Source organism: Mesorhizobium sp. M1403, assembly GCF_040317695.1.
Lineage (GTDB): Bacteria > Pseudomonadota > Alphaproteobacteria > Rhizobiales > Rhizobiaceae > Mesorhizobium.
Genome location: NZ_JAMYKY010000003.1, coordinates 102714 through 116366, shown reverse-complemented (window position 1 = coordinate 116366; position 13653 = coordinate 102714). Strand labels below are relative to the sequence as shown.

Below are 13653 nucleotides of genomic sequence, written 5' to 3'. Positions count from 1 at the left end.
ACGTCACGAACAGCTCAGGCATCGCCCGGCACGTGCTCCGGTCCGCGCATGCGCCTGTGCTCGATGTAGGCCCAGATATGCGGTCCAACCAACCCGATGAAGGCCAGCGTCAGCAGCGTCAGCGACAGCGGATGCTTGTAGAACACCGTCCAATCGCCGTTCGAGATGGTCATCGCGCGGCGGAACTGCGTTTCGGCAAGCGGCCCGAGAATCATGCCGATGATGACTGGCGCGGTCGGGAAATCGAAACGCCGCATCAGGAAGCCGGCGGCACCGAGCAGATAGAGGATGATGAGGTCGATCGGCGATTGCGAAATGCCGTAGGTGCCGACCGTGGCGAACACCAGAATGCCGGCATAGAGCTGCGGCGCCGGAATCTTCAGTAATCGCACCCAGAGCCCGATCAGCGGCAGGTTGAGGACGACGAGGATGACATTGGCGATGAACAGGCTGGCGATCAGCCCCCACACCAGGTCGGCCTGCGTCGTCAGCAGCAGCGGCCCCGGATTGATGCCGTAGCTCTGAAATGCCGACAGCATGATCGCGGCCGTCGCCGAGGTCGGCAGGCCGAGCGTCAGCATCGGCACCAGCACGCCGGCGGCGGATGCATTATTGGCCGCTTCCGGCCCGGCAACGCCCTCGATGGCACCGACCGTGCCGAACTCCTCCTTGTGTCTGGAGAGTTTCTTCTCGATGGCATAGGAGAGGAAGGTCGGGATTTCGGCGCCGCCGGCCGGCATGGCGCCGATCGGGAAGCCGATCAGGGAGCCGCGCAGCCATGGCCTCCACGAGCGCGACCATTCAGCCGCGGTCATGTAGAGCGACCCTTTCAACGGCACGATGTCGTCCTTGCCGGCATAGCGGCGCGAGGCCATGTAAAGCGTCTCGCCAACGGCGAACAGGCCAACGGCGACGACGATGACGTCGACGCCGTCCAACAATTCGCTCATGCCGAAGGTGAAGCGCGGCTGCCCCGTCTGCAGATCGACGCCTATCATGCCGACGACGAAGCCGACGAACAGGCTGGTCAGGCCGCGCACCGACGACGAGCCGAGCACCGCCGAAACCGTGATGAAGGCCAGCACCATCAGCGAGAAATATTCGGCCGGACCGAAAGCCAGCGCGAATTTGACGACGATCGGCGCCAGGAAGGCAACGCCGATCGTGCCCAGCGTGCCGGCGACGAAGGAGCCGATCGCCGAGGTTGCCAAGGCCGCACCGCCACGGCCGGAGCGGGCCATCCGGTTGCCTTCCAGCGCGGTGACGATAGTGGCGCTTTCGCCAGGCGTGTTGAGCAGGATCGATGTCGTCGAGCCGCCATACATGGCGCCGTAATAGATGCCGGCAAACAGGATGAACGACGCCTCCGGCGCCACCTGGTAGGTGATCGGCAACAGCAACGCGATGGTCAATGCCGGTCCGAGGCCGGGCAGCACGCCGATCGCAGTCCCCAGCGTGGTGCCGACCAGGCACCATATGAGATTGATCGGCGAGAAGGCGACCGAAAATCCTTGCGCGAGATGGCCGAGCGTTTCCATGGCGTCAGCCCCTCAGCACGGCAACGACCGAATCGACGATCGCGTTCAGCTGGTTTTCGATGAAGCCGGCGCCGATATTGACGCCGAGTGCCCTGGCAAAGCCGAAATAGGCGGCGAGCGCCAGGATCAGACCGAGCAGCACGTCACGCAGCGGACGCCGGCTGCCGAAACCGTGGCAGATGAGAACGAACATGATGACAGATGCGGCGGTAAAGCCGAGCGGCTGGATCAGCACGAGGTTGGCGATCAGTCCGAGGACGACGATGCCCATCGCCTTCCAGTCGGTCGGCGTCTCCTTTTCGTCCTCCGGCTGCCATCCGCCCCGCAAGGCGGCAATGATGAGCAGCAGCGACAGGATCACCATCCCCGTCATGGTGATGTAGGGAAAGACGGTCGGACCGACCTTGGAATAGAGCGGCGACACCGGGATTGCCAGCGTCTGCCAGGCAACCGCACCCGCACAGGCGAGGAGCCCAACGCCGATCAGCAGTTCGGGCACTGCAAGGCGCGGCGGCGCCTGCTGGTCGCTGGTGCTCATCATCGTCCTCCCAATGTCGGTCCCTTGGGGCCGGTTCTCCTTGGACCGGTCTCACTCGGCCGATCTCGGCGTAGTTTCACCTCCGGCGCCGCGTATGTCCATGCGGCTGGCGAAAGTCGGCAAGGGTTGGCGCAGGCCGCCCCTTGCCGAGAGCATCACGCCAGGCCGAGGTCCTTGAGGATCGTCCCGATGCGGGCCGTGTCTTCGGCGACGAATTTCGCATAGTCGTCACCGGTGAGCAGGATCTGCGTCCAGTTGCGGTTCTTGCATTCGGTGGCCCAGGCGTCGCTCTTGGCCATCGTCTCGATCAGCTTGATCATTGCTGCCTTGTCGGCGTCCGAGACGCCGGGCGGCGCGAAGACGCCGCGCCAGTTGAACAGCTCGACGTCGATGCCGGCTTCCTTCATGGTCGGAGCATCGATGCCCTCCTGGCGTTTGTCGGCAGATATCGCCAGCAGCCGCAGCGCGCCCGCCTTGACCTGTTCGGCGAACTCGCCATAGCCCGAGATGCCGGCCGCGACCTGGTTGCCGAGCAGCGCCGACAGCGCCTCGCCGCCGCCGGCGAACGGCACATAGGACAGGTTGGTTGCAGGAACACCGACGGTCTTGGCGATGAGGCCGAACAAGATGTGGTCCGAGCCGCCGGCCGAACCGCCGGCGACTGGAACCTGCGTCGGGTCGGCCTTGAGGGCGGCAACGAAGTCGGCCGCAGTCTTGAACGGCGAGGCGGCCGGCACCACAAGCGCCTCGAACTCGCCGGTAAGGCGGGCGATCGGGGTGACCTCGGTAAGGTTGTTGGCCGCCTTGTTGGCGATGATGGCGCCGACCATGACCATGCCAGCCACCATCAGCGCATTGCCCTTGCCCTTCCACTGGTTGACGAACTGCGGCAGGCCGACGGTGCCACCGGCGCCGCCGACATTGGTGATCTGCGAGCCGGAGATCAGCTTTTCACTGCGCAGCACCTGGTCCATGGCGCGCGCCGTCTGGTCCCAGCCGCCGCCCGGCGCCGCCGGCACGAAAATCTGCAGCTGCGGTGCGTCCTGCGCGAAAGCGGGGATAAAATGCGATGCCGCGAGCCCGGCAGCACCTGCCGCCGCGGTGCTCATCAAGAATCTGCGTCTGTTCAGCATGGGATTCCTCCAATCGCGACACCTCCTCCGGTGCCTGCCAGAAACGTAGCCTGAATTCAGACCCGCTCGATAAAATTCATGCAGAGTTTGCGTCATCCTGTCAAAGACAGAACACGCTGCATGCGCCACAATCGGCCCGTGCGATGTTCAGGCTGGCGAACTCGACGCCCGACGACGATGTGGCAGGCAGTGCCCAGACAGCATCCGTCAGGGTTGCCGCTCGAGTAGAATGGTCGGCTTGTCTTGATAGACGGTTCGCAGCACTTCGCCATAACCGCATTTTGCCGCGACGTTCAGCGAGCCGATGTTTTCCGGATCGATGATGCAGACGGTCTTCGCGGCTGCAAATGCCTCATCGCCCCAGGCAAGCACCCGTGCGACGACTTCGCTGGCCAACCCCTGGCCATGCACGTCCGAAACCAGAGCCCATCCGGCCTCCGGAATGCCCTCGATCGACGGCGTCATGTCGCGTTTCAGATCGTGGAAGCCGGCCTCGCCGATAAAGCGGCTGGTCGCCTTTTCCTCGACCGCCCAGAAGCCGTAGCCCAGAAGCGACCACAGGCCGGCATGGCGCAGGAAACGCATCCAGCTTTCCTCCCGCGTGCGCGGCTTGCCGCCGATAAAACGGGTGACGACGGGATCGGCCCACATTGCGACATAGGCGTCGAAATCGTCCAGCCGGTGCGGTCGCAGGACCGTGCGAGAGGTCTCAATCACTGGGGCGACAATTGTCTGCGGACTGGTCATGGTCATGCCTCGGTTGTGTTGCCGGTGCCTAATGCCGGTCATCCAACGGTTAGGACAGCGACATGCATGAAATGGGGAATCAAAATCCGTTGCGTAAAACAAGAACCAAGGCTGTGTAGATCATCTTCCAGGCTGATGTGAATCCCGCCAAGCGGTGTTAGTTTTTCGCCAGTATTTGGTTCACTGCGTTCGGTTTCGGCGCTGCCGTCCGACAGAGGGGAAACAGCATGGACACCACCGACCTTGTGCTTGCCATCTTCCATCATCTGCTGGTGTTTTCGCTGGCAGGCATCATCGGCGCCGAATTCGTCCTGATCCGCAGCGACCTGTCCGCCGCGACGCTGAAGCGGCTTGTCGGTATCGATCGCCATTACGGCATCATTGCCATGCTGATCATCGTCGTCGGCATCGGCCGCGTCATCTATGGTCTCAAGGGCTGGGAATTCTACGTCTACAACTGGATGTTCTGGGCAAAGATGGCCGCTTTCGCAATTGTCGGCCTGTTGTCGATTATCCCGACCGTCCGATTCCTGTCCTGGAGCAGGCAGGCGAGCGCCAGTCCCGGCTTCCAGGTGCCTGCGGCGGAGCTAGCGTCCGTTCGCACCTATGTCCGCACCCAGGCATTCATCTTCCTGTTGATCCCGGTGTTCGCGGCGGCGATGGCGCGCGGCTACGGCTATTAAGATAGGTCGGAGGAAGGGCATCGCGCGGCCCGACCTTTCCACTCATTTGCGCGGACAAATGTGCAGTTTGCCGTTTGAGGCGATTGTCATTTGTCGGGTTGCGCTAGTTATTGCTCCATCTACATTCGGTTTGAGAGGAACTCCGCGCAGCGGTTGGTATTCGTATTCTGGGAGGAAATCACGATGAGAAAATTCGTCGCCGCGCTGGGTGCCGTTGCGGTCGCCATGCTTTACCCGTTGGCCGCGGGCGCGCAGACGTACCCCGAACGCACCATCACCGTTGTCATGCCGTTTTCGGCCGGCGGCCCGACCGACACCGTCACGCGTCTTGTCGCGGAAGCCATGTCGAAGGACCTCGGCCAGCAGGTCATCGTCGAGAATGTCGGCGGCGCCGGCGGCACGCTAGGCGCCGGCCGCGTCGCGAATGCCGATCCTGACGGCTATACGCTGCTCCTGCATCACATCGGCATGGCGACCAGCGCGACGCTGTATAGGAACCTCGCCTACGACACGCTGAACGCGTTCAAATATATCGGTCTCGTCACAGAAGTGCCGATGACCATCGTCGGCCGCAAGGATCTCGAGCCGACCGATCTGAAGGGACTGGTCGACTATGCCAAGGCCAACAAGGACACCGTCACCGTCGCCAATGCCGGGATAGGCGCGGCCTCGCATCTGTGCGGCATGCTGTTCATGAGCGCCATCGGCACGCCGCTGGTCACCGTTCCCTACAAAGGCACTGGCCCGGCCATGACCGACCTTCTCGGCGGCCAGGTCGACATCATGTGCGACCAGACGACCAACACCACCAAGCAGATCCAGGGCGGCACGATCAAGGGCTATGCCGTAACCTCGGCGCAACGCCTCGACGTGCTTCCGGACGTGCCGACAACGACGGAAGCCGGCCTTCCGCAGGTGCAGGTCGGCATCTGGCACGGAATCTATGCACCCAAGGGCACGCCGGCCGAGATCACCGAGCGCCTGTCGAAATCGCTGCAGGTGGCCCTGAAGGATCAGAACGTCGTCGCCCGCTTTGCCGAACTCGGCACCAAGCCGTCGCCCGAGGCCGACGCCACGCCGGCCGCGCTCAAGGCCAAGCTGGAAAGTGAGATCGCGCGGTGGAAGCCTATCATCGAAGCGGCCGGCCAGTACGCCGACTAAAGCTTGAACGGGGCGCCACCAGCGCCCCGTTTTTACACGGCATCGGCAAAGCCCGCGGCGCGGCCCGGGAGGACGTCATGAAACCGTTCGCAATCGACAGAACCAACGGCATTTGCGCAGCGCTGTTCATCTTCCTCGGTGCATTTTTCGCGCTGCAGTCGCTCGGCCTCGAAATCGGCACCGCCTTCCGTATGGGACCGGGCTATTTCCCGCTGGTGCTGGCGATCGTGCTGATCCTGCTTGGCGCCGTCATCCTCGTCCAAGCGGTGCGTTTCGAGAGCGACCCGATCGGCCACATCGCGTGGCGCGGCATGCTGTTCATTCTGCCCGCTCCGATCTTCTTCGGCCTGACGGTGCGCGGCCTCGGCTTTATCCCCTCGATCTTCCTGACGGCGCTAATCGGATCGTTCGGCAGCGGCCGTATGAAGCCGCTGACCGCGCTCGTGCTGTCGGCCGGCCTGACGCTGTTCGCATTCGTCGTCTTCAGCTACGCACTCGGCCTGCCGTTCCGGCGTTTCGGCCCGTGGCTGCCCCTATCATTGTGAGGAGATGAAATGGAACTCCTCAACAATCTCGCACTCGGCTTTTCGACGGCCACATCTTTGGCAAACCTCGGTTTCTGCCTGATCGGCGTCCTTCTCGGCACGCTGATTGGTGTCCTGCCCGGCATCGGCGCCACCGCAACCATTGCCATGCTGTTGCCGATCACCTTCCAGATCGGCGATCCGGTTTCCTCCCTCATCATGCTCGCCGGCATCTATTACGGCGCGCAGTATGGCGGTTCGACTACCGCCATCCTCATCAACATGCCCGGCGAATCCTCGTCGGCCGTCACCGCCATCGACGGCTACCAAATGGCCAGGAACGGTCGCGCCGGGGCGGCACTGGCGACCGCGGCGATAGGCTCGTTCTTTGCCGGCACGGTGTCGACCTTCCTCGTCGCCATCTTTGCCCCACCGCTGACGGCGATAGCGCTGAGATTCGGCGCAGCCGAGTATTTTTCGCTGATGATTGTCGGCCTGGTCTCGTCCGTCGCGCTCGCCCACGGCTCGATCGTCAAGGCACTGGCCATGGTCGTGCTCGGCCTGCTGCTCGGACTTGTCGGCACGGATATCTACACCGGCACGCCCCGCTTCACGCTCGGCATCCGCGAATATGCCGACGGGCTGAATTTCGTCGCAGTGGCGGTCGGTGTCTTCGGCGTCGCCGAGATACTGCGCAACCTCGAAAACGAGCATGAGCGTTCCGTGCTGATCCGAAAGATCTCCGGCCTTATGCCGACCCGCGAAGATTTTCGGCGCATGGCGGCCCCCATCGTGCGCGGAACAATCATCGGTTCGGCGCTCGGCATCCTGCCGGGAGGCGGCGCGATCCTTGCCGCCTTTGCCTCCTACACCGTCGAAAAACGTGTCTCGAAAAGTCCGGGGGAATTCGGCAAAGGCGCAATCGAAGGCGTCGCCGGACCGGAATCGGCCAACAATGCCGGCGCACAAACCTCCTTTATCCCGATGCTGACGCTCGGCATTCCGGCCAACCCGGTAATGGCGCTGATGATCGGCGCGATGATCATCCAGGGCATCGTACCCGGCCCCAATGTTGCGATCGAACAGCCTGCACTGTTTTGGGGTATCATCACCTCGATGTGGATCGGCAATCTGATGCTGATCGTCTTGAATCTGCCGCTAATCGGGCTTTGGGTGAAACTGCTTACGATCCCGTATTACGTGCTCTTCCCGATCATCATGGCGTTCTGCTCGATCGGCGTTTACAGCGTCAACACCAACGTCTACGACCTCTATGCAGTCGCACTCTTCGGCTTGCTTGGCTATCTCCTGACCAAGCTGCGCTGCGAACCCGCGCCGCTGCTGCTTGGCTTCGTGCTCGGCCCGCTGCTCGAGGAAAACCTGCGCCGCGCCATGATCCTCTCTCGCGGCGATCCGAGTACCTTCGTGACGAGACCGATCAGCGCCAGCCTGCTCCTCATCGCGCTCGCCGTGCTCGTCATCGTGTTTCTCCCCGCGGTCAGGAAGAAGCGCGAGGAGGTGTTTGTCGAAGAGAGCTCCTGAACGTGGACGGCGCGACATAGGAGGAACTTCAGAGTCACTTGGCTGGCACTGATTCAGTAGCCGCCTCTACTGGCCCGAGCGGCGCGATCTCGACCAGTGGTGCAGGCACGCTGGTCGTCTTTTCCTTGGCCTTGCAGATATCGGCGATGACGCAGGCCGGGCAATCCGGCTTGCGTGCCTTGCAAACATAGCGGCCGTGCAGGATCAGCCAATGATGCGCATGCCGCATATATTCATCCGGAATGATCTTCAAAAACCCTTGTTCGACCTGTTCCGGCGTCTTGCCCGGCGCCAGGCCGAGCCTGTTGCCGATGCGGAAGATGTGCGTGTCGACCGCCATCGTATGCTGGCCGAAGGCGACGTTGAGCACGACATTGGCGGTCTTGCGGCCGACACCCGGCAGCTCGACCAGTTGATCGCGATCATCGGGCACCTTGCCGCCGTGGTCGCGGATCAGCGCCTCCGACAGCGCGATGACGTTCTTGGCCTTGTTGCGCCACAGCCCGATGGTGCGGATATGGTCGCCGAGCCTGGTCTCGCCCAGCGCCAGCATCTTTCGCGGCGTGTCGGCGATCTTGAACAGCGCCCGCGTCGCCTTGTTGACGCCGGTATCCGTCGCCTGCGCCGAAAGCACCACCGCCACCAATAGCGTAAAGGCGTTGATATGTTCGAGTTCGCCCCTTGGTTCCGGCCGCTGAACGGAAAAGCGCCGGAAAATCTCATGCACCTCGGCCGGGCTGTAAAGCGCCCGCGACCTCGCCGGCTGCGGACGCGGCTTGGCGTTCGAGCCGTCGCGGCGGCCGGGCAACAGGTCTTTTTTTAGCGCCGAAGAGTTTTTGGACTTGGGGCTTGTCATTGCTTTCCTATAATATTCTGTAATGAGCGACACAAACGCCTCATTTCAGGCCGACGAGCCATTCTTCCAGGCGCTGCTGATACCGCACCGGTCGCTGGGCAAGACCGGCTTTGCCATCCTGATGGGCGCATTGCTGTTCGGGTGGCTGGTGACCGGAGCGTTTTTTCTGTCGCGCGGCGCCTGGCCGGTGTTCGGCTTCTTCGGCCTCGATGTTATTGCCATCTATATCGCCTTCCGCGCCAATTATCGTGCCGCTCGGGCTCGCGAGGAGGTGTCGGTGTCACGCACCAGCCTCGATATCCGCAAGACTGCCCCGTCAGGCAAATCGGAAGCACATTGCTTCAATCCGTTCTGGGCACGCTTTTCGATCGCCCGCCACACCGAAATCGGCATCACCAGAATGGCGGTCGAGGCGCAAGGAAAAACAGTCTCGATCGGTGGCTTCCTCAACCCCGACGACCGCGAAAGTTTTGCCACCGCATTTTCGCGCGCTCTGGCGACCGCCAAGGCGCGCTGACGATCAAAACCGAAATCTCAACAGCCTGCCGGCCCTCCGAAGAGCCGGAACGTGGCTCCAGAGGCGAAAGACCAGTCCGGCGAACCAGCTCACACGGGCGGCATGTTCGGGTTTGTACGCCATCGTTTCCTCGACCAACCGCAGGCCGGGCACTGACCGTTCCAAGTCGCGCGGATCGTTGATCGCCCAGTGGAGTTCGGCTCCGGTGGCGCGGAACGACGGGTTGAGGCGCACGAGCTTTAGACCCAGGTCGCTGTAGGCATCGCAGATAAATTCGCCGCTGGCCAGATGCGACACAAGCCGCGAAACCAGTCTTGGACCCTCGTCAGCGACAAGGTAGGGGGTCAGGCCCTCCGCCACGACCATCGCCGGGCGATCGCCGGGCACTTCATCCAACCAGCCAGGCTCCGTGACGGATGATCCGATCAGGTGGTAATGCTCGCGCATCGGGTAGAGCTTGCGCCTGAGCTCGATGACTTCGGCGTAGTCGACGTCGAACCAGTCGACGCCGGCTGGCGGGTCGATACGGAATATTCGTGTGTCCAGCCCGCAGCCGAGATGCAGTACAATGGCGTTCGGGTTGTTCGCCAGAAAAGCCGAAACCCAGTCGTCCAGCGTCTTGGCCCGGATCGCCAGACCGACGCCGAGATTGTTGTCGACCTTGAGCCGCGAGAAATCGTAGTCGATGCGGCGAACCGCCTCGTCCGCAAAACGGTCTTTCAGCAGCGAGTTGGGAAGCCGGCTTTCCAGCGCCTTGCCGTAGACGGTGATCAGCAGCGTTTCTTTTTCCTTGGTCAGCTGCACCTTCTCGCCGGCCATGATTGTCCTCCCCATTCAAAAGCCAACTCTATCTGGGTACATGCTGCGGGAAAGCAAGTTTCGGGTGGTGATCGGCGCCGCGAAGGACGATATTCGCACTCAAGGAGATACTGCCATGAACGCCCAAATGCCTCTCAAAACGACAGCAATCCTTCAGAAAGACATCACGCCTGAAGGCGGCGACTACGAAATCGTCCGTCGTGCCATCGAAAAGATCAGCCTCGACTATCGCGACCAGCCTTCGTTGGAAGTGCTGGCCGAGGAGGTCGGCGAGACGCCGACCGGGCTGCAGAAGCTGTTCACCCGCTGGGCCGGCCTGTCGCCGAAGGCTTTTCTGCAGGCCGTCACCCTCGATCATGCGCGCAAACTGCTGGATTCCGGCATGCCGCTGCTGGAAACTTCGTTCGAACTCGGCATGTCCGGCCCAGGCCGGCTGCACGATCTGTTCGTCACCCATGAAGCGATGTCGCCGGGCGACTACAAGACCCGCGGCGCCGGGCTCACCATCCGCTACGGCTATCATATCTCGCCTTTCGGCATCGCTTTGATCATGGTGACGGACCGCGGCCTTGCCGGCCTCGCCTTCAACGACCCCGGCGGCGAGCGCGCGGCCTTTGCCGACATGTCCAGCCGCTGGCCGAATGCGACCTATGTCGAGGACATGGCGGCGACGGCGCCCTATGCCGCGCGCATCTTCGATCCGACGCTGTGGCGCGCCGACCAGCCGCTGCGCGTCGTCATGATCGGCACCGACTTCCAGGTCCGCGTCTGGGAGGCCTTGCTGCGCATTCCGATGGGCAAGGCCTGCACCTATTCCTCGATTGCCGCGCGCATCGGCGCACCGAGCGCCAGCCGGGCTGTCGGTGCCGCAGTCGGTGCCAATCCGATGTCCTTCGTCGTGCCGTGCCACCGGGCTCTCGGCAAATCCGGCGCGCTCACCGGCTACCATTGGGGCCTGACGCGCAAACGCGCCATCCTCGGCTGGGAGGCGGGACAAGTCTCTTCTTGAATAGCCAACGAATGGAACGATAGGAGCGAAGGGCCCCGAGGGTGACAAGCAGCGATCTTACGGAGTAGCTTCCCGCGCAATTAGAGTGACATGCGCTAGCGGGAGGCACTTCTTGATCGTCGTCATCGGTTCCATCAATCTCGACCTCATCGCCAGTGTCGACCGCTTGCCCGGTCCCGGCGAAACGGTGCGCGGCTCCGGTTTCGCCACCGCCCCCGGCGGCAAGGGCGCCAACCAGGCGCTGGCCGCCGCCCGCGCCGGCGCCAAGGTGCGCATGGTCGGCGCGGTCGGCAAGGACAGCTTCGCCGGCGAGGCTTTGGCGCTGCTGCGCGACGGCAAGATCGACCTGTCCGGCGTCGGCGAGACCTTTGCCTCGACGGGTACCGCGTTGATCATGGTCGGCGCCGACGGTGAGAACGTGATCGCCGTCGTGGCGGGCGCCAATGATTCGGTCGTGCCGGGTGACCTTTCCAAGGCTTTCCTGAAAAACGGCGATGTCGTGCTGCTGCAGTTGGAGGTCCCGTTACAAACGGTCGAGACAGCGCTTGACGCGGCAAGGACGGCCAACGCGGTCACCGTGCTCAACACCGCACCTTTCCACGGCGACGCGGCCGGCTTCCTCGGCAAGGCCGACTATCTCGTCGCCAACGAGACCGAGTTCGACCTCTATGGTGAGGCGCTGTCGTTGAGTGGCCGCGACCGCCCGGCACGGATGCGCGACTATGCCTCGAGAACCGGCCGCACCATCGTCGTCACGCTTGGCCCAGACGGCGTTCTGGCGGCGACGCCGGACGATCTCCTGATGGTTCCGGCGCTGAAGATCACTCCGCTCGACACGGTCGGCGCCGGTGACACGTTCTGCGGCTATTTTGCTGCCGGACTGGCGGCAGGCCTGCCGCGCGACCCCGCGCTTGCCCGCGCCGCCGCAGCCGGTTCGCTGGCCTGCCTGAAAGCCGGCGCCCAGCCTGCCATCCCGCTGGCCAGGGATGTCGACGCCGCCATGCCGACATCTGCCGGCTGAAGCGCGATGACAGCCACGCGCCCGACCACCAGGCATGCCGTGCCGCCCGCCGGCGACATCTGCCGCCTGTCCGCCGTGGAACTGGCCGACAGGATCAGGCGCCGGCAGCTTTCGGTGCGCGAAGTGATCGCTGCATTCCTGGACCGGATCGAGGCGGTGAACCCACAGGTCAACGCCATCGTTTCATTGCGTGAGCGTGCCGACATCCTGCGCGAGGCCGACGAGGCAGACGCTCATTTGGCGCGAGGAGCAGATACCGGATCGCTGTTCGGTCTGCCGATCGCGATCAAGGATCTTGCGCTGACAAAAGGCCTGAGAACCACCTTCGGCTCGCCGATCTTCGCCGATTTCGTGCCTGAGGAAGACGACTTCTTCGTCGAGCGTGTTCGGCAGGCCGGCGCCATCATCATCGGCAAGACCAACGTTCCCGAATTCGGGCTCGGCTCCAACACCTACAATACCGTGTTTGGACAGACGCTCAACGCGTTCGACCCAGCGCTGACCGCCGGCGGCTCGAGCGGCGGCGCGGCGGTCGCGCTGGCGCTCGACATGGTTCCCATTGCCGATGGCAGCGACTTCGGCGGTTCGCTGCGCAATCCCGCTGCCTACAACAATGTCTATGGCTTCCGCCCATCCCAGGGATTGGTACCGGCCGGCCCTGATCTTGATGTGTTTCATGCGCAAATGGGCGTCGAAGGGCCGATGGGGCGTAACGTGCGCGACATGGCGCTGCTGCTCGACGTTCAGGCCGGCTATCATCCTCGCGCGCCGCTGTCGCATGATAAGCCAGGCTCGTTCCTCGAAGGGCTGGAAACGCCGGCGGCCGGCGGGCGCATCGCCTGGCTCGGCGATCTTGACGGTCATCTGCCGATTGAAGCAGGCATTCTACAGCTTTGCGAGGCAGCACTTGGCCGGTTAGCGGATCTATCCTTCGAGGCCGAGCCGCTGATGCCGGAATTCGACTTCGAAGCGCTGTGGCAGGCCTTTGTAACGCTTCGCCAGGCGAGCAGCGGTTGTGCGCTCAAGGTGCATTACGACGATCCCTTGAAACGCCGCCTTCTCAAGCCGGAGGCCGTGTGGGAGGTGGAACATGCACTGGGCCTCACCGCGCCGCAGGTCCACGCCGCCACGGTGAGGCGCTCGTCATGGCACAAAACCCTGCTGTCGCTCTTCGATCGATTCGATCTCATCGCGCTGCCGACCGCGCAGGTCTTCCCTTTCGAGGTCTCCACCCACTGGCGGACGCAAGTGGCCGGGCGTGCCATGGATAGCTATCATCGCTGGATGCAGGTTTCAGCGTTCGCCACGCTCGGCGGCTGCCCGGCGATCAATGTGCCGGCGGGCTTCGACCCCAAGGGCAGGCCGATGGGCATGCAATTGATCGGGCGGCCACGCGGTGACCTCTCGGTGCTGGGGGCGGCTGCCGCCTATGAGGCAACGCTACCATGGCAGGCCGGCGCCTGCTGAAATCAGCTCCGCATTGTCGGCGCCTCGCCGGCTTGCACGCAACTCATCGCCATGCATTGATCGCGACAGCGCGCCGCACGAGCGGCATTCTGCGGAGG

14 protein-coding genes are annotated in these 13653 nt (G+C 63.3%); 8 read left to right on the top strand and 6 right to left on the bottom strand.

The annotated features are described in order from the left end of the window. Nucleotides 1–14: 14 nt before the first annotated feature. From NKH01_RS08185 to NKH01_RS08170, 4 genes are all read right to left on the bottom strand, one after another. Nucleotides 15–1538, bottom strand: a complete 1524-nt coding sequence (locus NKH01_RS08185) for a tripartite tricarboxylate transporter permease (RefSeq protein ID WP_353019893.1) — start codon at nt 1536–1538, stop codon at nt 15–17. Nucleotides 1539–1542: 4 nt separating this feature from the next. Next, a complete protein-coding gene (locus NKH01_RS08180; RefSeq protein ID WP_023718981.1) occupies nt 1543–2076 on the bottom strand; it encodes a tripartite tricarboxylate transporter TctB family protein in 534 nt (177 codons plus the stop codon). 155 nt (nt 2077–2231) lie between these two features. Next, nucleotides 2232–3209 (bottom strand): Bug family tripartite tricarboxylate transporter substrate binding protein, encoded by a 978-nt coding sequence (locus NKH01_RS08175; RefSeq protein ID WP_352453995.1) that lies wholly within the window; start codon nt 3207–3209, stop codon nt 2232–2234. 207 nt (nt 3210–3416) lie between these two features. Continuing rightward, nucleotides 3417–3956, bottom strand: coding sequence for a GNAT family N-acetyltransferase (locus NKH01_RS08170; protein ID WP_353019892.1), 540 nt, complete (start codon nt 3954–3956; stop codon nt 3417–3419). A 227-nt stretch (nt 3957–4183) separates the two neighbouring features. Between NKH01_RS08170 and NKH01_RS08165 the strand changes: the two genes are divergently transcribed. The 4 genes from NKH01_RS08165 to NKH01_RS08150 all read left to right on the top strand — a co-directional run bounded on the left by NKH01_RS08165 (nt 4184) and on the right by NKH01_RS08150 (nt 7866). Further along, on the top strand, nt 4184–4639 hold the full coding sequence (locus tag NKH01_RS08165; RefSeq protein WP_353019890.1) for a DUF2214 family protein: 456 nt from the start codon (nt 4184–4186) through the stop codon (nt 4637–4639). Between the two features lie 183 nt (nt 4640–4822). Continuing rightward, nucleotides 4823–5800 carry a tripartite tricarboxylate transporter substrate-binding protein gene (locus NKH01_RS08160; protein WP_353019889.1) on the top strand — a complete coding sequence of 326 codons (978 nt, stop codon included), beginning with the start codon at nt 4823–4825 and terminating at the stop codon, nt 5798–5800. Nucleotides 5801–5877: 77 nt separating this feature from the next. Next, nucleotides 5878–6345 (top strand): tripartite tricarboxylate transporter TctB family protein, encoded by a 468-nt coding sequence (locus NKH01_RS08155; protein ID WP_353019888.1) that lies wholly within the window; start codon nt 5878–5880, stop codon nt 6343–6345. 9 nt (nt 6346–6354) lie between these two features. Then, nucleotides 6355–7866, top strand: a complete 1512-nt coding sequence (locus NKH01_RS08150; RefSeq protein WP_023718975.1) for a tripartite tricarboxylate transporter permease — start codon at nt 6355–6357, stop codon at nt 7864–7866. Nucleotides 7867–7900: 34 nt separating this feature from the next. Here NKH01_RS08150 and nth read toward each other — a convergent pair whose 3' ends face one another. Further along, the gene (gene nth / locus NKH01_RS08145; RefSeq protein ID WP_353019887.1) at nt 7901–8722 is read right to left on the bottom strand and encodes an endonuclease III; all 822 of its coding nucleotides are present in this window, start codon (nt 8720–8722) and stop codon (nt 7901–7903) included. A gap of 22 nt (nt 8723–8744) precedes the next feature. Between nth and NKH01_RS08140 the strand changes: the two genes are divergently transcribed. Beyond that, nucleotides 8745–9239 (top strand): DUF2244 domain-containing protein, encoded by a 495-nt coding sequence (locus NKH01_RS08140; RefSeq protein ID WP_353019886.1) that lies wholly within the window; start codon nt 8745–8747, stop codon nt 9237–9239. 3 nt (nt 9240–9242) lie between these two features. Here NKH01_RS08140 and NKH01_RS08135 read toward each other — a convergent pair whose 3' ends face one another. Then, entirely contained in the window at nt 9243–10058 is an 816-nt protein-coding gene (locus tag NKH01_RS08135) for a class I SAM-dependent methyltransferase (RefSeq protein ID WP_353019885.1), read from the bottom strand. 115 nt (nt 10059–10173) lie between these two features. Between NKH01_RS08135 and NKH01_RS08130 the strand changes: the two genes are divergently transcribed. The 3 genes from NKH01_RS08130 to NKH01_RS08120 all read left to right on the top strand — a co-directional run bounded on the left by NKH01_RS08130 (nt 10174) and on the right by NKH01_RS08120 (nt 13555). Next, a complete protein-coding gene (locus NKH01_RS08130; RefSeq protein WP_023718971.1) occupies nt 10174–11067 on the top strand; it encodes a methylated-DNA--[protein]-cysteine S-methyltransferase in 894 nt (297 codons plus the stop codon). 112 nt (nt 11068–11179) lie between these two features. Then, nucleotides 11180–12088 carry a ribokinase gene (locus tag NKH01_RS08125; RefSeq protein WP_353019884.1) on the top strand — a complete coding sequence of 303 codons (909 nt, stop codon included), beginning with the start codon at nt 11180–11182 and terminating at the stop codon, nt 12086–12088. A gap of 6 nt (nt 12089–12094) precedes the next feature. Further along, nucleotides 12095–13555, top strand: coding sequence for an amidase (locus tag NKH01_RS08120; protein WP_353019882.1), 1461 nt, complete (start codon nt 12095–12097; stop codon nt 13553–13555). Nucleotides 13556–13653: the final 98 nt, after the last annotated feature.